Annotated in this window: 18 protein-coding genes; 8 read left to right on the top strand and 10 right to left on the bottom strand. The window is 44.5% G+C overall.

All coding sequences use genetic code 11. The annotated features are described in order from the left end of the window. Positions 1-85: 85 nt before the first annotated feature. The 3 genes from CWO27_RS17040 to CWO27_RS17030 all read right to left on the bottom strand — a co-directional run bounded on the left by CWO27_RS17040 (position 86) and on the right by CWO27_RS17030 (position 4,078). Complete coding sequence (locus tag CWO27_RS17040; RefSeq protein WP_107899265.1) at positions 86-1,297, bottom strand: L-lactate MFS transporter; 1,212 nt, start codon at positions 1,295-1,297, stop codon at positions 86-88. Between the two features lie 22 nt (positions 1,298-1,319). Further along, positions 1,320-2,366 (bottom strand): alcohol dehydrogenase catalytic domain-containing protein, encoded by a 1,047-nt coding sequence (locus CWO27_RS17035; protein WP_107899264.1) that lies wholly within the window; start codon positions 2,364-2,366, stop codon positions 1,320-1,322. A gap of 398 nt (positions 2,367-2,764) precedes the next feature. Continuing rightward, on the bottom strand, positions 2,765-4,078 hold the full coding sequence (locus tag CWO27_RS17030) for a MipA/OmpV family protein (protein ID WP_048664816.1): 1,314 nt from the start codon (positions 4,076-4,078) through the stop codon (positions 2,765-2,767). 81 nt (positions 4,079-4,159) lie between these two features. Here CWO27_RS17030 and CWO27_RS17025 point away from each other — a divergent pair, with 81 nt between their 5' ends. The 3 genes from CWO27_RS17025 (at position 4,160) to CWO27_RS17015 (ending at position 7,268) form a co-directional block, all read left to right on the top strand. Next, positions 4,160-4,615, top strand: coding sequence for a hypothetical protein (locus CWO27_RS17025; protein WP_102432727.1), 456 nt, complete (start codon positions 4,160-4,162; stop codon positions 4,613-4,615). Between the two features lie 24 nt (positions 4,616-4,639). Continuing rightward, positions 4,640-6,667, top strand: a complete 2,028-nt coding sequence (locus tag CWO27_RS17020; protein ID WP_107899263.1) for a hypothetical protein — start codon at positions 4,640-4,642, stop codon at positions 6,665-6,667. Positions 6,668-6,818: 151 nt separating this feature from the next. Next, entirely contained in the window at positions 6,819-7,268 is a 450-nt protein-coding gene (locus CWO27_RS17015; protein WP_048609171.1) for a TerB family tellurite resistance protein, read from the top strand. A gap of 33 nt (positions 7,269-7,301) precedes the next feature. Here the strand turns inward: CWO27_RS17015 and CWO27_RS17010 are convergent, their stop codons facing one another. The 4 genes from CWO27_RS17010 to CWO27_RS16995 all read right to left on the bottom strand — a co-directional run bounded on the left by CWO27_RS17010 (position 7,302) and on the right by CWO27_RS16995 (position 9,912). Next, a complete protein-coding gene (locus tag CWO27_RS17010; protein ID WP_107899262.1) occupies positions 7,302-7,739 on the bottom strand; it encodes a hypothetical protein in 438 nt (145 codons plus the stop codon). Further along, a complete protein-coding gene (locus CWO27_RS17005) occupies positions 7,736-8,413 on the bottom strand; it encodes a winged helix-turn-helix domain-containing protein (protein ID WP_371957602.1) in 678 nt (225 codons plus the stop codon). The genes CWO27_RS17010 and CWO27_RS17005 overlap by 4 nt, the downstream gene beginning before the upstream one ends. A gap of 431 nt (positions 8,414-8,844) precedes the next feature. After that, positions 8,845-9,540 (bottom strand): hypothetical protein, encoded by a 696-nt coding sequence (locus tag CWO27_RS17000; RefSeq protein ID WP_102478487.1) that lies wholly within the window; start codon positions 9,538-9,540, stop codon positions 8,845-8,847. A gap of 15 nt (positions 9,541-9,555) precedes the next feature. After that, complete coding sequence (locus CWO27_RS16995; RefSeq protein WP_102478488.1) at positions 9,556-9,912, bottom strand: antibiotic biosynthesis monooxygenase family protein; 357 nt, start codon at positions 9,910-9,912, stop codon at positions 9,556-9,558. A gap of 470 nt (positions 9,913-10,382) precedes the next feature. Between CWO27_RS16995 and CWO27_RS16990 the strand changes: the two genes are divergently transcribed. Beyond that, on the top strand, positions 10,383-10,910 hold the full coding sequence (locus CWO27_RS16990) for a hypothetical protein (protein WP_102432732.1): 528 nt from the start codon (positions 10,383-10,385) through the stop codon (positions 10,908-10,910). Between the two features lie 10 nt (positions 10,911-10,920). Then, positions 10,921-12,612, top strand: coding sequence for an LruC domain-containing protein (locus tag CWO27_RS16985; protein ID WP_102432733.1), 1,692 nt, complete (start codon positions 10,921-10,923; stop codon positions 12,610-12,612). A gap of 144 nt (positions 12,613-12,756) precedes the next feature. Here CWO27_RS16985 and CWO27_RS16980 read toward each other — a convergent pair whose 3' ends face one another. Together CWO27_RS16980 and CWO27_RS16975 are read right to left on the bottom strand one after the other, a co-directional pair. Beyond that, positions 12,757-13,287 (bottom strand): 3'-5' exonuclease, encoded by a 531-nt coding sequence (locus tag CWO27_RS16980; RefSeq protein ID WP_102432734.1) that lies wholly within the window; start codon positions 13,285-13,287, stop codon positions 12,757-12,759. Positions 13,288-13,374: 87 nt separating this feature from the next. Then, complete coding sequence (locus CWO27_RS16975) at positions 13,375-14,913, bottom strand: sensor domain-containing diguanylate cyclase (protein ID WP_107899261.1); 1,539 nt, start codon at positions 14,911-14,913, stop codon at positions 13,375-13,377. A 348-nt stretch (positions 14,914-15,261) separates the two neighbouring features. On the opposite strand from CWO27_RS16975, the gene CWO27_RS16970 reads away from it, so the two are divergent. The 3 genes from CWO27_RS16970 (at position 15,262) to CWO27_RS16960 (ending at position 20,876) form a co-directional block, all read left to right on the top strand. After that, complete coding sequence (locus CWO27_RS16970; protein ID WP_102478491.1) at positions 15,262-15,894, top strand: DUF2760 domain-containing protein; 633 nt, start codon at positions 15,262-15,264, stop codon at positions 15,892-15,894. Continuing rightward, the gene (locus CWO27_RS16965; RefSeq protein WP_107899260.1) at positions 15,894-17,870 is read left to right on the top strand and encodes an Hsp70 family protein; all 1,977 of its coding nucleotides are present in this window, start codon (positions 15,894-15,896) and stop codon (positions 17,868-17,870) included. Before CWO27_RS16970 ends, CWO27_RS16965 begins: the two co-directional genes overlap by 1 nt. Positions 17,871-18,023: 153 nt before the next feature. Then, the gene (locus CWO27_RS16960) at positions 18,024-20,876 is read left to right on the top strand and encodes an Hsp70 family protein (protein WP_107899259.1); all 2,853 of its coding nucleotides are present in this window, start codon (positions 18,024-18,026) and stop codon (positions 20,874-20,876) included. 172 nt (positions 20,877-21,048) lie between these two features. On the opposite strand, the gene CWO27_RS16955 is transcribed toward CWO27_RS16960, so the two are convergent. Next, the gene (locus CWO27_RS16955; RefSeq protein WP_102478494.1) at positions 21,049-21,264 is read right to left on the bottom strand and encodes a hypothetical protein; all 216 of its coding nucleotides are present in this window, start codon (positions 21,262-21,264) and stop codon (positions 21,049-21,051) included. Positions 21,265-21,327: the final 63 nt, after the last annotated feature.

The raw sequence follows: 21,327 nt of genomic DNA, 5'->3' as shown, positions 1-21,327 counted from the left end.
ACTTAGATTGCCCAAGCCAACATTAGGTAGAAACACGTTATTGGTAGAGACTCTGAAAACAATAAGCGCTTCACTTGTCTCGTGTTTAGTATTCCAGATTAACTTCGTCTTTTAATAAAACAGACTTATCAACAGGTTTCATTAAGTAATTTATTACAGTAATTGAAACCAATAGCGCAGCGTAAGCCAAATAGGTGTTTTCAGCCGTCCCCGCTACCGAGGCGAGTATTCCTCCGAAGAACCCTGACACACCCCATGCTGAATAGAGTATTCCAAAGTTGGTTCCGTACGTCTTCAAACCATAATCCACCGCTGTTACTGGAGGGAAAACACCGAATAACGCACCATAAGACATGGCGCCTGCGGAGATCCCGATCATTAGAGGAATCGTGGTTTCAATGGTTGTAAAAAACACCATATTGACCGCTTGCAACATGAATATTAAGCCTAGTGTATGAACGCGCCCTATCCTGTCGAATACAACGCCGCCAATGACTCGCCCTGCGGTATTAAAAATCGCTAATAAAATGATACCTAACGCAATTTCTTCAGCGGTTAAGCCTATTGATTTACTGACGTTGCCAATGGAACCGATGAGCATGATACCTGCTGCTGATGACACCATGAACATTAACCATATCTGGTAAAATTGTGGTGTTTTAAGCATATCCAGCCACTGGATGTTTATGTCTGATCCATATTCCGCAGCCTTTCCTCCGGGAACTTCTGAAACATATCCTTTGGGTGGGTTCACCAGCAGAGAGGCCATCGGGATCATGAAGAGTAGACCGACACCGAGGATCTTGAACGTATCTAAGATGCCATAGTGTTCGATGAGAACGGTCGATAACGGAGCTAAATACAGTGCCGCCATCGCAAACCCACCAGCGGTTAAACCACTAACCAGCCCCTTTCTGTTCTCTGGCCACCACTTCATGGTACATGGGCCAATACAGGCATAGGCAAAGCCCATCCCAGCACCGACCATACACCCGAAGGTAACCTGCAATTCCGCTAATGTTGAGGCATAACCGGACGCTAAAAGCCCCGCCCCGACAAGAAACACACCAAGTATTGTGACCTTCCTTGGCCCTATTTTGTCTTGCCATACCCCAGCCAAAAACAGACTTACCGAAAATGCGAACACGGAAGTCTGGTAAGGCCCATCTACGTCCTTAGGATCAACACCTAGCGCCTCAGCCAAAGGTTCACTGAAAACGCCCCATACATATAGGATACCGATCGATAGGTTCACGATTAAACCTATCACTAGTATTTTAAATGGTTTACTAATCAAGCTAACCTCAACAATTCGCTGTTTATGAACAATCGTTAGAAATGATGACTTTCAACGACTTGTGGTCTGAAGCATGGATAAAGGTCGAATAAGCTTCTTCTGACTCTGTTAAATTGAACTGGTGACTAATCAGTTTTTGAGGTTCCAAATAACCCGCTCTAATTTGCTTGATTAACATTGGTGTTGTGTTGGTATGAACCATGCCAGCTGTCATAGTGAAGTTTCGTTTCCACATGTCTTCTAGGTTAATCGTTGCAGATTTACCGTGAACACCAAGCACTGCAATGTTGCCTCCTGGGCACACCAACTTCTGAGACATATCCCACCCAGCAGGAATGCCAATAGCTTCAATCACCACATCAACACCCACATCATCTGTCATGTCGAGAATTTGCTGCACGGCGCTGCCATCTGAGTTATCGATCGCATGAGTTGCACCTAGCTCTTTAGCCACTTGCAGTCGATGAGGGTTAGTATCAATTGCATAGATTTCGCTTGGAGTGAAGAACTTTGAGGTCATCAGAGCTGCAAGGCCAACGGGACCACAACCAATAACGGCAACAGAGCAACCCGGCTGAACCTGACCATCCAATACACCCACTTCGTAACCCGTTGGGAAAATATCGCTCAATAGAACCAGAGAGTCTGTATCGATGTCATCAGGAACAAGGTGCAGACTTGTATCGCCATAAGGAACTCGAACGTATTCCGCTTGGCAGCCATCAATTTCATTACCAAGTAGCCAGCCACCATCTAAACATTGACCAAATTTAGACACTTGACACATTTTGCAGCTACCACATGAAGTAATACATGACACGATCACGCGATCGCCTGGCTTAAACTTACTCACCAACTCACCGCATTCTTCGACTATACCAACCCCTTCATGGCCCATGATTGTGCCTGGCTTAAATGTCGCAACGTTATTTCTTAATATATGTAAATCCGTACCACAAATTGTGGTTTTCTCGATTCTTACGACGACATCGCTTTGCTTCTCAATTGTAGGGATTGGACGTTCTTCCAATTTCGCGCTGTCTTTTCCATCAAATACATATGCTTTCATTATTCTTCCTAGCTGACGTTGTTGTTATATAAATTCGAGCTCATCATATAGACGCAATTAAATAATTAACGTGACCAGCACGACGATTAACAATCGATTAACAGACAATAAACACAGTTAGAACACCATAAAGACCCAGGATGGAAATATAATATAAGTCATTGTAAATAATATAAAAAAGTTAACAAATAATGAAAGAAGGTTAAATAATCAAATAGTAGTAAAATCCGAAAAGGAGACAGAGAATATTAGATAATCAGAATGAACTCATATATTAGGTTTCAGTTGAAGTAGCTTCGAATAGTTAATTATCAGTGGCTAATCGTGATTAGCTCTTTTCTTTAGTGATAAAAAAATGCCGCTCTATTTGGAGCGGCATTTTTAGTAGATGTAATACTTTAGAACTCGTATTGGAAGTAAACCGTGTTGTAGTTACTGCCACCTTTGATACGTCCAAACTGGGACGCATTTTCAAAGATCGCCGAGCGGTGATGTAATGAGTAACCAAACCATAAATTGTTGAGGTCATTCTTACCGATAAGGTCACCGACGTTCACATCAAATGAGAAGTCCAAGTAGTTTAACAGGTGGCTTGCCGTGTAGCCCTTACGATCCATTTCAGAGCCTTCGATATAAGTAATCGAATCTATGTAAGACATACCCTCTGCGACACCGAATCGCCACTGAGTTGGCCAGTTGAAGGTGTAGTACGCTTTAATTGCAATGATGTATTCCGTGCTACTGGATTGAACGTCTGAACTCCAGTGATGCGCAATACCCGGCGTTAGATAGATATCCAACGGGAAACCAAAGATCTCATCCGTTAAAGGGTGACCGTAAAAGAACGATGTGAGTTGGTTGTTGTATTCGTCTTTCTCTGTGTTGAACTTCATGATGTCGCCGATATTCGACGGTGTTGCCCAGCCATGTGCGACACGTAAATACGGCGCATTGCTCAACTTAGGTTTCGGCGCTTTCTCTTTATCGTTAAAGAAACCAAAGCCAAGGTACAGTTCACCTTGATAACGATCTTCGACAATCGACGAATCGTAAGCGTTATCGTCCAATCGAGTGACACTGGTTGAACCCAATAAGTATAAGTTTGAAACTACATGGTAACGCGCTTCAACACCGACATTTAAGTCAACACCAGCCCCAATGCTTTCACTCGCTGCAGAGTAATACTCACTGTTGAAGTCAGCACTTTTATAACGCAGTGTCGCACTTGGGTAGAACTCCCAATCGCCTGTTTCATACTTCGCTTTAGCACGCAAGTTACCGTGGAGGTTAAACTCACTGTCACTCATGATTTCTGTTTCAACAGCCCACTGCTCGTCCAACTGGTACGCAAGTTGCCCACCAAAGTCAGCTGTATCACCCTCAATCGCGTTCTGCTCAGATGCTGGGATATCAATAAACCGCATGCGAGAAATAGCATTAAAAGACCATTTTTCGTCATCTGTTTGGTAGAGGTAAGCCCCCATTTCAGTACCGTCAATGAACACATAGTCGTTTTTAAAGAACAACATTGGGACAAACGAGCTGACGGTCTTATCACCACCTGACGTGTCATAAGGGATACTAGCAGTACGGAACATTGCTGCAATGCCCCACTCTTGCTCTTCAGCGGCCCACACATTAGTGCTTAGGAACGCGCTACCAAGTAGAATCGCACCCGATGAAGTGAGAGTCGGTAAATATTTGAGCTTCATTCTTATGTAATTACTCTTTGTAATAAATATTGTGTTACTGAATAGACATTTATTAACCGTGATGGCTAACTATTTTTAGGTTTGCTCGGCATTGACCGTTACAATGTAGGATATTCTCGGTTAAATGAAAGTATTGTGAAAGTCTCCGAATTACAAAATATTATAGATCACTTACCCAAATATTCCGATCCAGATATTGTTATGGGCGAGGCGTGGCTACCCGAACGTTTGGTGAATACCAACCTAGACGGCGACATGCTATTCCTTGAATTCGATAATGCCCCTGAAGACAATCAAGGGGATGAAGAAGGCCGTGGTTTTGTTGAACACGAGATTGCTATGATTCGTGAAAAACTGGAACAGGTGTTAGACGACACTTCCGATACCAAGACCAAAGCCGATGCTCTATTGGCAATATTTCTAATGGGTCATGAACTTTCTAGTTCAGAAGTTATCGAAATACTTGAAACAACAGAGTCTGAAACGAGTGAGCCTCAAACGAATAAGCTCGAATTAATAGAACACCACGACGACTAGCCACTAACGATTTTAGGTACCGTATTGAAACCCTCTACGACATCATCTCTTCCCCTGTTACTCGCCGGACCCATTTTAAGAAAAACCACCGCGACTGAAGTGGTAATTTGGTTAGCCACCAGCTCGCCTCTCATAGGCAGGGCTGAGCTGTATGTTAACAAAACAGATCTCGTTGAAGAAATCGGCCAGTCCAACGTAGAGCAAGACCAACCGTTTTATACCTCTTCGCTTGAAGAGCATGATTCGATTCAAGTCGGCACACATGCGTGGGTGACACTCATCCGCTTACAAGGTCAGTTTCCGACTAATACGCTTCTTGAGTATGACATTCACACAGACTCAGGTTCACTAAAAGAGCTCGCCCCTCACCTTGTTTACAATGGCAAATCTCACGTTGAGTTTAAGATATCGACCTCGGCTGATTACATTCTTCATGGATCTTGCCGTAACCCGCATCATCCAAGCAAAGACAGCCTAGTCGCAGCCGATAACAAGATTGCCGAGCAAACCGTTGCAGAAAGACCCGATATGCTGATGATGAGCGGCGATCAGATCTACGCCGATCATGTGGCAGGCCCAACGCTTGATGCTATTCAACAAGTGATTCAACGGCTTGGTCTTGTTGGTGAGAGCTTACCGACTGACTCACAGATTAAACAAATCAACAGCAGTGACGCTCTGTATAACAGTGAATATCACTTATACCAGCGTCATCACTATTTACCGCACCACACCGCTTCAGAATCGATGCTCGATAAGTTCTTTCCGAATCGTGGCATGCCAATTTTTAGTTCTACCGATTGTGAAAACCACTTGGTCACGCTGTCTGAGTTTATCGCGATGTACTTGTTGGTTTGGTCTCCAACACTGTGGCAATGCATTAACCGCGAACGATTAATCGAAAACAATTTCATGCAGGCTGGTCGACAATTGACGCCAGCAGAGCAGCAACAGTGGCGTGATGAAAGCGTCATCATCGATGATTTCATTGCTGGCTTACCGCAAGTACAACGTCTGTTCGCGCATATCCCAACATACATGATCTTCGACGATCACGATGTTACTGATGATTGGAACCTTACAGTGGGTTGGGAATACGCCGTCGACCAAAATCAGTTCGCCACTCAAGTGATTGGTAATGGCCTTGCCGCCTACTGGATGTGTCAGGGTTGGGGTAACAAGCCTGAGAGCTTCGACGAAGCGTTCATCGAGCAAGCAAAACAGCTTTTTGTCGATCATCCGCGCATTACTGAACAAACGCATAATGAAGCCGGTAATCCTGCGACTACTCACTCTGTTGGCAAAATCGAGCCAGACAAGCATCAAGCCTTCATTGAGATGCTGAATCGCTTTGAAGAGTGGCATTACACAATAGATACCTCACCTAAAGTCATTGTGTTAGATACTCGAACCCGCCGTTGGCGTTCAGAGTCACGCATGAATAAGCCTTCAGGTTTAATGGACTGGGAAGCCTTGATTGAGTTTCAGCATCAGTTAATGAATCAAGATAAAGTGGTGATCGTTTCTGCTGCACCGATGTTTGGCGTGAAGTTTATTGAAACACTGCAAAAGATGGCGACCACAATCGGCAAGCCATTAGTGATTGACGCTGAAAACTGGATGGCACACCCGGGCAGTGCGAATACGCTGATCAGCATCTTTACCCATACCAAAACACCGACCAACTTCGTGGTGCTTTCTGGCGATGTTCACTACTCCTTTGCTTATGACATCAAGCTTAGGTATCGTCGCAACAGCCCGAACATCTATCAGATTACCTGTAGTGGCATTAAAAACCAGTTCCCTGCTCCGCTGCTTAAATTCTGCGATGTATGGGACCGTCTGTTGTACAGCCCTCGCTCAATTTTGAACTACTTCACTAAGCGTAAACGCTTGAAGATCGAAAAGCGAAGCCCTGACAATCAGACCTTCTATCGCCTTTCAAACCGCAGTGCGATTGGTGAATTGAGGCTAGATACCGATGGGAAACCGCAATCGATCACGACACTCAGTGGCGATGGCAAGGTCACCCGCTTTCCAAAACCGGACTAGGAAGTGCTCCTTATCGCTCGCGTATCCGTAATGTCAGTTTTTAGTAAAGACGCTTGCGATCACACTCTGTAGACCCAATAGTTATAGTTATACTTGTAGTTTTAGCTATCAGCGTTACGGAACCCGATACAAATTTTAACTGGAGCTCGTTATGTTCAATTCTCTCACATCAATGTTTAAACAATTGATTGAAGGCCAGGACCTAAGCAAAAACCAAGGCACATCACCTAACATCGCCATCGCGAGTTTGTTGTGTGAAGTCGCGGGAGCCGACCATCAGATCAATGAATCAGAAAGAGTCGCTAAGCTACAGCTTCTTCAACGCTTGCTGGATTTAGATGAAGAACAAGCGAAGGTGCTGCTAGCGCAAGCAGAGCCGAAAGTAGAGCAATCAGTATCGCTGTATGACTTTACATCTCAACTTAGAGATCTTTCTCAACCAGTGAGAATCGATTTAATCAAAGCGATGTGGGAAGTGGCGCACGCCGACGGGGAAATTGACCCTATCGAAGACTCTGTGATCCGTAAAACAGCAGAACTGCTCTACGTTGACCACAGTGACTTTATCAAGACTAAGTTGAACGTCCTCGGTAAAAGCTAATCAAGCGTTCTCTACTCACGTTAAGCCTCTGTATTAGCGTAATCGATCGCCATGCATGATGCCTTTGAGCTCTAACGGCGTGCCCTTTTTAGTCACATAAAGGCCGCGCTGATTTGATACCAACACGCTACGCTTGCCTTGTGTTTGTTGAATATATAAGTGCTTGATATTGAAAACCTGTTCATCTTGGGCTTGGTCTTGGTCCAATTGGTAAAGGTAGTAGTGATTCCCCCAGCGTAAGAACACACCAAACATCTGCTTGGTTTGAACAACATTCCCATCGATGTCGTATCCAATGTACTGCATTTTAACTCGACCATTTTCCAATCGCAGTGAGATTTTTTCCCAACCTACCATTGGATACTCTGCTGAGAATTTATAGGTACTTTTGGTTACGATCCCAGAGATTAAACCTACATTTAGAATCACAAAAAACGTTAATAAGATGGGCATCCAGAACTTACGATTCATATCGATTGTCCTCGCTCATCGTCTTCATCACATGAGAGCGATTTAAACTGATGGCTCATCTCTTTCCAACGCCCGTTTATCAAAGCAACGGCTTGAATGTTCTGACATCCAACGCCAATGCGATGTAAGTAAAGAGAATCAACACCGAGTTCTGACACGCGATTCAGCTCGGTTAACAGTTCTTGATCAAAATTCAAACTGTCGTGATAAACATCCATCCCGCGATAGCTGGTCTTATCCATAAAAAAAGCAAATTGATAAAACAGCATAAGAAGAAACGCGCTGACTAATATTCCTGCGATACGAGAGCGATGACGCGCGATAAAGTACTGCACCTGACGTTGTTTATAAGAGTCCGGTTGCTTCGTTAAGACAGGCTTATGTTCATTGTTGCCGCGTTCAGTACTCGAGCTCTTTGAAGCAGAGGTTTCGTCAATCACTTCAACTTGAATAGCTGAAGTGGGTGTTAATAGGTAACCACCGAGCTGTTGAGGTCGGCTAAAGCTGTACCCTTCCTTTTGCACCGTTAGGATTTTGCAGTCACACTTAAGTGAACTTAATGCTGTACGAAGATTCTTCACCGCGACATTAAGCGAACTGCCTGTCACCACCCTGCCCGGCCAACAATGCTCAAGCAAAAAGTCGCGACCCACTGCTTTGGGGGTGTTCTTCACTAGGAACTCAAGAATCAAGGCTTCTGAGGGAGACAAAGTCACCCGCTCGTCCAAGTTCGAATCAATGAGTGTGTTGTTAACCAACTCGATACCCGAAGCGTCTAAGATGATTTTTTCAGGGCTACTGGCGTTCATTTCGGCGAGGTGTTCATAAATAAAAAGGTCATCAAAAAAGTGTTGGTTTGGTCGAGCTAATGCCAAACCATACATAGAAAAGAATGGTGATAAGTTTAGCCAATAATTAAGCCAAATATAAGTTCAGCAAGTAACAAGAAAAACAACGATAAGGTGAGTCAGTCATGCAGACTCACTCACCTTAGTACGAGGCCTAACTCTTAGTTCAACTAACCAGGCCTATGGAAACGAAGTTACATCGAATGATATCTATAACGCTCGTTTCTACGTCTCTCATTTTTTATAATTCTTATTTTCTATAGATCTAGTTTAAAGCCCAGTTCACTGACCATGACTTCAGCAAAGCCTAGCTTTACCGCATTCAACTGATTGGCAACTTCGCGTGCTTGTGCTTCGTTTTTAGCCAATATTGCCATTGAGTAGATTGGCCTAATCATCGCTTTTTGGTTTGGTTTCTCTTGTGCTATTTCTTGATGTTTTAAATAAGCAGAAGTAATCACGCCTTGAGCGCTCCAATCGACAACCATTTGTAAATCTTGGCTAATAATCTCGTCGACAATGAATTGATTCTCTGGCTCTTTCCAAGCGAGTTCAACTGCGTAGTTTTTGAAAGCGACTTCAGTGTTTAACCACTTATTACCGATGTCTCTAATTTCAGTCACCTCTACAAGATCTTTAAATTGGAATGGTAAGTTACCAATCAACTCTCGAACGTGCTGTTCGCTATCCGCTTCAATCACAAACTTGATGATCGGAAATTTCTTATCTCCGATAAAGCTTTCAGATACGAACATGTCGTGGACTAAGCCCGCATCAATTAAGTTAGCAAATGCTTTTTTCTGATGCGGCATTGCCTCAAATACCGCTTGAGCGTCATCGGTTTTCCAAGCTACTGAAACACCGTATGCCGCAGCATGGCTATAACTAGAAAATAGAAGGGCTGAAAATAGAAAGCTAAAAATAGCTAAAAAGGTTCCTAGCGTTGTTTTCATTATGTGGTTTCCTAATTAGTCGCGAACAATTTCATACAAGTTAGGGTCAGCAGAAACCCCTTCGATTTTTAAAGGTGGTAACTCTTTTCTCATCGCCTGTATCGCATCATGGAATTGCTTCTTACTTTCCCATTCAGCGACATTGATGAAGCGGTAAGTTGCGTCCGAGCTTAAAGAACGGTGTAACTTGGTCGATAAGTACCCAGGTTGCTGCTCTAATACGTCTCTTGCGCTTTCCCAATACGCTAACGTTGCGGATTCATGGGCTGGCTCGACTGAAAAAGTGTTTATCAATACAACGGGGGTTGCCGAAACTAGCGCACTGACGCTTAGCGTCCCCAGTGCCAATCCATACTTAATAATGTGCTTCATCCTATTCTCCTTGTTTTGGGTGAGCTAACGCTATCATCTAGCCCTACCCAATCAAGGCTGCAACCTGCGATTTAATATTAATTAAAAAGCTAAATTTCAAACCAATATTATTCACTCATTAAATAAGCGATGTAGCCATTCACTATTGATAAGCCACTCGCTGAAATTAGGTTTTTTGGATAACCATTCTCTACCTTTCGACACATAAGACGCAATTCAAGTCAGTCCCAGAGCTAACTACCCGACATTTAAAGTAATTTTCGAGGCCAATTCTCAAAATGGGCAGCTCCCTTGCCTAACCCTTTCGCTATATGGTGCTATTCGGTCAAATTGATTCTCTTTTTAAAAATGAGGTAGCTTTCTGACTAGACACATCTAGCATCCCAAAAAAAACAAGTTAAATCAGTCATTTAAACATGGCACGTGACTTGCTAACTCAATATGCAACTCATTAAATAAGGATATTAAAAATGAAAGCATTAACTCCTTTGATATTAACGATGTCATTAAGTGCTGTGATAACTGGTTGTGGCGGCGGAGGTGGCGGCGGAGGCAGCACCAGTGGTGGGAGCTCTTCATCAAGTGAGGAACCAGAACCGGAAATTGCAACGGTAAGTGAACCTATAGCTACAGTTGATTCATTCAGCGATATAGTGGTGCCGGGTAACTTTGATTGGAGTGGTGTCGAAACTCTTGAAATGGCGATTGATGTCGTTAGTAGTTTTTCCACGACCAACGGCGAACCACAAAACATTCGCGGCTCTCACATTATCAAACTATTTAGTACTTCGAACTCATTGACTGACTCTAGCCCTTTCTACACAGGCATCTCAAACAAGGACGGTCAACTTTCCAATAAGTTCTCAATCCCGAGTCATTGGCAAAGCATCACAATAATTGCCCTTGTTAGAGACTTAGAATGCACGTCAACATACGATTTAGATGAACTTTCATCAAATCTGTTGATTTCATGTGACATCTATTTGGATGAAGATTAAGGGTAGAGATATGAATAATATAACAAAGTCACTCATCTTAGTTGGTACATTCTCGGTCAGCTCTTTTTCTCAACTCGTTTTTTCTGCCGCTTCCGAAAACTCTTCTACTATAAATGGCGACGGCTCGATTACCGTCACTCAAAAGATCGACGACAATAGTACATCTCCACACTACAGTGCTCCGAATAACAACAAATATGGGTTTGGCAAGTACAGTCGTCACAATCAAGATTACTCATGGCAGCACGATATTGCTGTGCCTAGTGGTTCTCAGATCACCGCAGCAACCCTCACCATTTACGCTTATGATGTCGATTCAGAAGCTCACCACGGAGAAAGCGGTGAGTATGATAGTGTATCGGTCGACGGAGCAATGCTAACGCCAGGCTTTTTGCAAGGGACGAATGAAAACTGGTCAACGACGGTGTTTGATTTGCCTAGCTCTTCCCTTGATGACGGGCTTGTCGACGTCGACCTAGATATTGATGTCAACAAAGATGGCTGGTATACCACCCTCTCCTATAGCCTAATCAGCGTTACCTACACGGAAATAGCTAACAACCCGCCGTATACACCGACCTTAGAAAGAAGCACGGGGCTAGGCGCTACTCATGATCTTGTTGTTAGCGTTACAGGTCCAACGCCCAGCGACCCAGATTCAGATTCTGTCACCTACAGCTACCGCTGGTTTGTCGATGTTGGGCAAGGCTTCTATGTTGATGATGAATTTGTTGGTAAAAACAACAATAGTGACGCAACGTTGCCCGCTAGCCAAACTGTTGCTGGTGAGCTGTGGAAGGTTCAAGTTACCGCTATCGACTCAAATGGGTTAATCAGTGATATTGCAGAAATAGAATGGCCGGAAATCGGTGATACGGATGGAGATGGCATTGCAGATATACATGATTATGCGCCGAGCGATCCAACTATCGCGTTTTACAGCCGAACGCCAACTTCTGGTTGGTATACTTTGGGGTTTGAAGACCTATGGCCTTATGAAGGCGACTATGACCTAAATGACTTCGTTACACACTACGCTTATGGTACTTACACTGATGCGAACAATCAGATCACACGCTTCGACTACTATGGTCAAGCTATTGCTAGAGGAGCTGCGCAAGATAACAGTTTTGCCATTTCATTATCAGGGTTAGAGGCATCCAATATAGGCACATTGACAAAAACCTATGATGGTTCGACTGAGAATTTAACACCCGAAAATGGACACTCTGGAGAGTTAGTTTTTGTGGTCATTGAAAGCATTAATGAAATGCTACCCAACACGACAGGGTATGAGTTCTACAATACTGAATCCGGAGACAATAGAGATCTCGTTGAATACAGTGTGTCGCTGGTCATTGATGGTTCGATTGAAAGTCTCGCGGGCAAAAGCTTTAACCCTTTCATATTCAAAGCAAACAATCGCGATAAAGAAGTCCATTTAATGAACTATCCACACACAGACCTCGCCAATACGAGCGTGTTCGGTCAAGGTGATGATGATTCAAGTGTTGATAACAATGAGTACTACCAGACAAGTAACGGTTTACCTTGGGCGTTAGACATACCTGCATCTTGGTCCCACCCTTTAGAGCGAAAAGATGCGTGTGCTGCTTACCCTAACATCGTGAACTGGGCGCAATCTGGAGGCGAGCAACACAACAACTGGTTCTCATCCCCTGAACTCAATAAAGTGTGGTAGTTACAATTTAAGTAAAGAACAACTAACCTTATAGTAATAAATAGAAAACCTCTATTTACCCAACGGATAAATAGAGGTTTTTGTCGCTTATTCTTCAGATGTTCTACTTGATCGAAGTTCAACCTGCAATATAAAAGACAGGTACTAAAGCATCGTCAGCACAAGCTTTGCCAAGTTATAAGCATCAACATAACCCGAGTGTTGACGACCTTCCCACTCAATATTTTTCGCTTCTTGAGCGGCGCGGTGACCAATGCGTTTGTCTTTCAATCGATTCTGAACTCGATAAAGCGTTGCGATATTCAAGAACTCGCTGAACGGCGGTTCGATGCCTTTTTCAATACACTCTTTGTGTAAGATAAGGTCGTCACGCCCCCACGCTGCATAGATTTTTTTGGGACCACCGAAGTTCTTAATCATCGACTTGATAACAGACTCTAATGGGCGACCCTGCTTTTCGATTTTACGAGGTGTAATGCCCGTTAACTCGGCACAGAATAGAGAGACTTCGTCTTTCTCTGGCTTAACGTAGTATTGCGCTCGTTTCACGATAGTTCCGGATGCCAGATCAATCTCAGCAAGACCAACTTCAATGATCTCCCCTGTTGTTCCCACACCGTCTTCGCTCCAACAGCACATTTCCAAATCGAAACACACCACTCGATTGTGATTCATACGTCGCCTAATTCTCTCGTCAAAAATTTCGTGAAATTGTACATGAGCCCAATACAGAACTCGACCCTAGTTGTATCAAGTGCTCATTTAGCCTGCAATTGTCACTCGATTTCGGCCATTTGACTTACTTTGATAAAGCATACTGTCTGTTTTTTGCAGCAATTCTTCTGTGTCTTCACTGGTATGAATCGCGGCACCAATACTCAATGTGCAGCTTAGCTGTTGCCCTTTATGCTCACAATGAGAGTGGCTTACTGTATTTAGAATGCATTGTAAGTAGCGGTCTAGCGCTTCATGATTTGAGATGCTCGAAATAATACAGAATTCATCTCCGCCCAAACGGAAAAGGTTATCCCCTTCTTTCAGGTTTACCGAAATCAACTTGATGACATGCACAAGCAAAGCATCGCCAGCAGGGTGACCAAACTTGTCATTGATGCTTTTAAACTTATCGACATCAAACCCAATCAAGCTAAATGACTCACTTCGCTTAACCGCCCTATCAAACATCTTATTGAAAGCTCGTCGGTTATAGATTTCAGTTAAGCTATCGTGGTTCGCAAGGAATCGGAGCTCTTCCGTTCTTTTGTCTAGCATGCGGTACAGGCGCTCTTTTTCTCTGATCTGCATATTCACGATGTACGCTAACAACAGTGAGATGGTTGTTCCGACTAAGGCAATTCCAGTTAGTACTAGGTAGCCATAAAAAGAGATGCAGGAATCTATCTTGTAATCGATCTTCCAATTCCGGTTGGTCAACTCGATTGTCTTAGTTATATGGTGCCCTGTTACTCCCTCATAACCTTGAGTTTCAAATAGAATTGGGGAGTCTTCAGCTTCAAACCCGGTATCCGTAACGCGAATGTACACGTCCATATCACCGACAGCTGATGCCAGCAGGTTCTCAAAGTAGTAAGTTGTGCGAACCACGCCAATCACAACACCAAGTAGGTTATCACTTTCGCCTTCAAACACAGGGTGATAAACCAGCATGCCTGTCTTAGGCGTATCTTGAGTTAGACCATCTTGAATAAGGCGTACTTTGTCCGAGATATTCGCTTGGCGCGTGTGTTTAATATTGTCTAAAACCAGCTTGAATCGCTCGCGAGAAGAGTAAAAACCAAGAACACTGTTGTTTGCTTCGGTATTGGGATACATATCGCTAGCTACAAAGATGGGTTCACCACCTAAGACGTAACCATAGGTTTTGGCTTCATGTTTTGGGATTGTATACAGCTCGTAAGACGGGTATTTTGCTTTCATCTTATCGGTATGCTCGGCAATCTCGTCTGCCGGCACTTTTTGCATCCACTGCAAGCCGATTAAGCTTTTTGAGTCATTAATGGTTTGCTGGGCAAAACGATCAAATTTATCCCAGTTTTCAGGGTCGTTAGAATAGAAAAAATTAGCACCGGAACCAATATAAGCCACATCATTAGCGATAAACGCTTCCAAGCTCAATGTCTGGTGAGTAGCAAAGCTATCCAGATTCATATTTAACGCGCGGTTTTGGTTGAGTGCGACTAATATAAAACACAACACAGTAATCAAAAAACTGACCGAAAATACGACCAATGGGAGAGTTCGTCTCTTCAACCCTGTTAATGGGTCGGTTGTGTGGGGCATGTGGCTTCCAAATAGGCTCTAATGAGTTAAAAGTATATAACGGAAGGGAATCATGCTCCATTTATGTTTGGTCTAAAAACTAACATAAAACAGGCATTGTTTACCTGCCCCTCACATCAGAGGCCAATATTCAGGCAAATCTCGACTAAATTTCAAGCTAACACACTAAAAACCCACTTGATTGAAAGCATTAAATACCACTCTTAAGCCTTGAATATGCTAGTATCCACCCATATTTATAGCTTGAAAGTGACCAATTCGGCTTCACGCCACTGAGTTTCTTTCCAACCTGTATATTCCTTTGAACCGACGAATATACCGTTAAATCAATTTTAAAGAGAAATCACTATGATCGTTGATTTGAACCTAATCCCACAAACGTTTGATATGCTTCACGCAGGCCTAACTGCATCAAGCGTTTTACTACTGCTAATTGCCGTTTCTCGTAAAACCAAAGTGGTTGAGAAAGTCGTAGAAAAACCAGTAGAGAAGATCGTTGAAGTTGAAAAGCCAGTTGAAAAAATTGTCGAAGTAGAGAAAGTTGTTGAAGTTGAACGTATTATCGAAAAAGTAGTAGAAGTTGAATCTAAGCTGGCAACAGCCCCAACTGATTCAGCGATGCAGCTACTGTCTATCATGCAGCAAGAAGCGCGTTTAATTGACTTCCTAAAAGAAGACCTAACGTCATTCTCTGATGAAGAAGTTGGCGCAGCAGCTCGTGTTATTCACACTGGCGGTCAAAAAGTATTAGCAGACTACGTAACGCTTTCTCATATCCGCAGCGAAGATGAAGAAACACGTATCACTATCGCTGAAGGTTTCAACCCTCAAGAAATTCGCCTAACAGGTAACGTAACAGGCAATGCGCCATTCAACGGCACACTGGTTCACAAAGGTTGGAAAGCAACTGACATGAATCTGCCTAAGCTTGCTGAAAACTACGATGCATCTGTAATTGCACCGGCAGAGGTGGAGCTATAATGGAACACCAAAGTCATTCAGCTCAAGAGCATTCACAAGTACTATCTTCTCAAGAGCACCATCAGGCACCTAAGTTCAGTGTTGGTATCGATTTAGGTACCACACATTGCGTTTTGTCTTTCATCGATACAACCAATGAAGATGCACGCGTTGAGGTGATGCCAATCCCTCAGCTTACGGCTCCTGGTACAGTAGAAACTCGCAGCCAACTTGGCTCGTTCCTATACCAGCCGCACGAACATGAAATGAATGCGGGCTCTCGCGTTCTTCCTTGGTCTTCAGAGCCGAAAGCGCTAGTGGGTGCAATTGCTCGTAACCTTGGTTCAAAAACCCCTATCCGTTTGGTAGCAAGTGCAAAATCTTGGCTATGCCACGGTGGTGTAAACCGTCGCGATGCTTTCCTTCCTGCAGGCAGCCCTGAAGAAGTAGAAAAAGTATCTCCGCTTAAGACAACTGAACTGTACCTTGAGCACCTTAAAGACGCATGGAACCACGCTAACCCAGAACACAAACTGGCAGACCAAGACGTAACAATCACGGTTCCTGCTTCGTTTGATCCTGCGGCTCGTGACCTAACAGCAGAAGCTGCACGTAATGTTGGTTTCACTCACCTAACGCTTCTTGAAGAGCCACAAGCTGCTCTTTACAGCTGGATTGATAACAGCAACGACACATGGCGTGATGAAGTAAACGTTGGTGACATCGTTCTTGTTGTCGATATTGGTGGTGGTACAACCGACCTTTCGCTAGTTGAAGTAACACAAGACGACGGTAACTTAAGCCTGAATCGTATCGCTGTAGGTGAACACATCCTACTTGGCGGCGACAACATGGACTTAGCATTAGCTTACCGCCTGAAAATGAAACTGGCGCAAGAAGGCAAAGAGCTGGCTCCTTGGCAGGTTCAAGCCATGACTCACGCATGTCGTGATGCGAAAGAAGCGCTGCTAAACGATGCTGAACTGCAATCCGTGCCAATCGTAGTACCAAGCCGTGGTTCTAAGCTACTTGGCGCAACACTGAAAACAGAACTGACTCAGCAAGAAGTACAACAAACATTGGTTGATGGCTTCTTCCCGAAAGTTGCTGTGACAGAGCACCCAGTACAAAAGACGCGTGGCGCACTGACTCAGATGGGTCTGCCTTACGCTCAAGACGCAGGGATTACTCGTCACATTGCCGCATTCCTTTCTAAGCAAGCAAACGCGCTTTCTGGAAATAGCGAAACGGCTCAGCAAGATTTCAACCCGTTTGCAAACATGCCCGGTATGCCCGGTACACAAGCGCAAGGGTCAGAAGCGCCAGCGGCAGACTTCATCAAGCCAACAGCAATCCTGTTCAATGGTGGTGTTCTAAAATCAAACCTACTTGCTGATCGTCTTTCAGACACGATCAACGAATGGCTGATCAATGCTGACGAAGAGTTCGCTAAACAGCTTTCAGGTTTAGACCTAGACCTAGCGGTTGCAAGCGGTGCTTCTTACTACGGCGCAGTTCGTCGTGGCCAAGGCGTTCGTATCCGTGGCGGTATCGCTTCTTCTTACTACGTAGGAATTGAAAGCGCGATGCCAGCAATCCCAGGTATGGCTCCTCCAATGGAAGCACTGTGTGTTGCACCATTTGGTATGGAAGAAGGTTCAAGCGTTCAAGTACCTAGCCAAGAGTTCGGCCTAGTGATTGGCCAGCCGGTTCACTTCCAATTCTTCGGTTCAACGACACGCCGTGAAGATCAAGCAGGTACTCACCTTGATCACTGGGCGCCTGAAGAACTAGACGAACTTCCTGAAATTCAAGTGACACTGCCGGTTTCAGAAGGCCGTCGCGAAGGTGAAGTGGTTCCAGTTACTCTGGCTTCTCGCGTTACTGAGCTAGGTACCTTATACCTAGAAGCGATTGCTACTGATAATGGTCAGAAATGGCATGTTGAGTTTGACGTTCGTGAAGATACGAATAGCGACTCAAACGAACAAGCATAATGAATCAACGGCACCTTAGCGGGTGCCGTTACTTTATCAATGCAGTTCTCAACCTAGTCCTACCTGTTTTTCAGGAATGGCGTTTACGAATAACAACAATAAGACCAAAGCTATCAAAAAACTGGTCATCACTCTGGAAGAATAAGGTTTTGTATGGCAACTCCTCGTTTTTTAGTCGGCATTGACTTAGGCACAACGAATACGGTTGTCGCTTACTGTGAAATCAACGACGACCTACAACATGCTCCCGTTTCTCTTTTCGATATTGACCAACTCATCGGCCCCGGTGAAGTGGTTCGCAAGCCTCTACTACCATCATTTCGTTACCACCCAGCACAAGGTCAAATCTCCCCTTCTGACCTGACTATGCCGTGGGAACCAAGCCCAGTTGAAGGCGATATAAAAAACGTTATCGTTGGAGAATGGGCCCGTGAATTGGGTGCTAAGGTTGAAGGTCGCCAAGTATCGAGTGCCAAGAGCTGGTTATCACACCAAGCGGTGGATCGTAACTCCGACATTCTGCCTTGGGCAGGCGCAGCTGATGTTGATAAAGTCTCGCCAGTTGTCGCAAGTGCAAGCTACCTGAATCACATTCGCCAAGCATGGAACTACCGCAACCCAAGCAACAAACTTGAAGACCAAGATGTTGTAGTGACGGTTCCGGCTTCATTCGATGAGACAGCACGTAAGCTGACACTTGAAGCCGCAGAACTCGCAGGCTTAGGTAAGATTCTGTTACTCGAAGAGCCGCAAGCCGTTTGTTATGACTGGTATGCACGCCACCAACAAACTGCTGCGAAAGAGCTTCAACAGATCCCATTGATCTTAGTGTGTGATGTCGGCGGTGGTACTACCGACTTGAGCTTAATTGAAGCCAAATTCGATGCTAATAGCAATTCGGACATGCAAGGCCACAACGAGCTAGCACTCGACCGTATCGGTGTTGGCGAACACTTAATGCTCGGTGGTGATAACCTAGATTTAGCCCTCGCTCACCTTGCAGAGCAACGCTTCAATCAAAACAAAAAGCTGAATGCCTCTAGCCTAACCAAACTGATTCAGCAAACTCGCGCCGCAAAAGAGAGCCTGCTTTCTGCCAATGCACCCGATGATGTGAAAATCACCATGCTGGGCAGCGGTTCAAAGCTACTTGGCGGTACCAAGAGTATTGGTTTAACCAAACAAGAAGTTCATCAAATCGCATTGGAAGGTTTCTTCCCGCTTTCTGAGTTTACTGAAACACCAGACAAACGCCGCAGTGCCGTGGTTGAATTCGGCCTGCCTTACGTTGCCGATCCTGCGGTCAGCAAACATGTTGCAGAGTTCCTAACGACACATCAACAAGTGTCAAAAGCTGCGCTGGAAAACTCAGACTCGATTGAGTTCGATGACACTAAGCCTGCTATCCCTGTTGGTGTGCTGCTTAACGGCGGTGTGTTCAACAGTGAACTTGTCACAGAGCGTATTACTCAGCTACTAGGTAACTGGAACGGCGCTCCAATCACAGTATTAGATAACCCTCACCCAGACTGGTCTGTCGCGCTAGGCGCAGTTGCCTTTGGTAAAGCACGTCGTGGCGCGCAACTGAAAATCGGTGGCGGTGCGGCTCGTTCTTACTTCTTACATCTACAAGAAAAGAACAAAATGGGTAAAGCGCTTTGTCTGCTTGCCAAAGGGACTGAAGAAGGCCAAGAAATACGTTTGAACAGCCGTCGTTTCTCACTGACTTTGGGTGAGCCGGTACGTTTCAATCTACTGACTTCAACGCACGATCAAATTGCTCATGACACCGCCATTCAAAATGGTGTGATGATCAATGTCGATGCTGACTTGTTCTCCCCTCTTCCACCTTATATTTCTACGCTGGAAGGGTCTGGTACTGCAGAGCTTAAAGCTAACCAAAAGGAGCGCGTTGAAGTATTGCTCGCTTGTCAATTAACCGAAGTCGGCACATTGAAAATGGAGTGTGTGAGTACAGAAGATGACACCAAGCGTTGGTTGCTTGAGTTCGAAGTCAGAAACAAGCAAGGCGATGAATCCGACAACTCTAAACTTCATCCAAGATTGGATGAGTGTAAGGAGTTGATTTCTCGTCTGTACAGCGGCAACAAGAAAAGTGCTGAGTCTAAAGAGATCAAAACGCTGGCCAAAGATCTTGAGAAACGACTTGGCAAGCGCGAAGAGTGGGACTTTACGACTCTCCGTCACCTGTTTGATTCGTTCTCATTAGGTCGTAAGCGCCGTCGTCGCTCTGAAGCTCATGAGAAGAACTGGCTCCGTTTGGCGGGTTACTCTATGCGACCTGGCTTTGGTGATCCAACCGACTCATGGCGTATTGAACAAATTTGGGGGCTCTACCAACAAAACATCCAATTCCAGAACCATCAAGGTTGGACAGATTGGTGGGTATTCTGGCGTCGAGTTGCGGGTGGCCTGAATCAAGAGCAGCAAGAGAGTATCTTAGCAGACATCGCTAAGTACCTTCACCCAGGCGCAATGAAAAACCCTAAAACGGCCAAAGATGCACAAGACAATGGTTACGAAGCCATGGTGCGATTAGCCGCATCGCTTGAGCAACTAGAAGTTGAAGACAAGGTACTGCTGGCAAGTTGGTTCTTAAGCAAAGCGATTAATCATAACCAATTTGAGCAAGCGCACTGGTGGGCGCTAGGTCGATTAGCATCAAGAACACCTTTGTATGGTAGCCAACACAGCGTGATTCCTAGAGAGCAAGCTGAACAGTGGTTACCAAAGCTGCTTGACCAGAATTGGCAGAAAGAGCAGATGATTGCCTTCGCGGCTGTGATGATTTGTCGTAAGACCGGCGACCGTCAGTTCGATATCTCTGATGACTACCGTGCTCAAGTTCTTGAAAAGTTAAAGCAAAGCAAGGTGCCAGAGTCTTGGCTAACGCTAGTAAGTGAAGTTACTGAGCTTTCAGAGAGCGAGTCTAAGCGCGTGTTTGGTGATGCATTACCAAGCGGCTTAAGCCTGATCAATAGCTAGCATTTAAAACGATTAGCTTTAGTTGTTAACGAGTAAAGAAGCTAACGAGAAAAGAAAAAGCCACTTTCGGTTCGTTGAAAGTGGCTTTTTTATGGGTGGCTTAAGGCTGGTATGTTTAATCGACTTATAGCTTTTTGGTTAAGAGCCTTAGCCGTGTTGCAGTTAATCATTATTAATGTTTCGTTCCGGTTGGGTTAATTGGAAATTCGGTGTTTTCATAGATGTCTGATAACTTTTTCGGTTTCTTCTCTTTCTCTCCATTCTTAGATTGATTATGAGTTTCGCTTAAAAGCCATTGCTCATGCATTCTTGCCGAATCCAGAAAATCCGGATCCTCCATTGCTTCCTTGCGAAGTTTATTTACACGTTCGAGAGTATCCCAAATCATAATACTTCACCTCCACTAAGGCAGTACTATAAAGATAGCCCAACACCATAAAACTTCAACTAA

Origin of the sequence: Vibrio sp. 10N.286.51.C3, assembly GCF_003050065.1 — a bacterium.
Taxonomy (GTDB): Bacteria; Pseudomonadota; Gammaproteobacteria; order Enterobacterales; family Vibrionaceae; genus Vibrio; species Vibrio crassostreae.
This window is presented reverse-complemented; position numbering and strand designations above follow the sequence as displayed.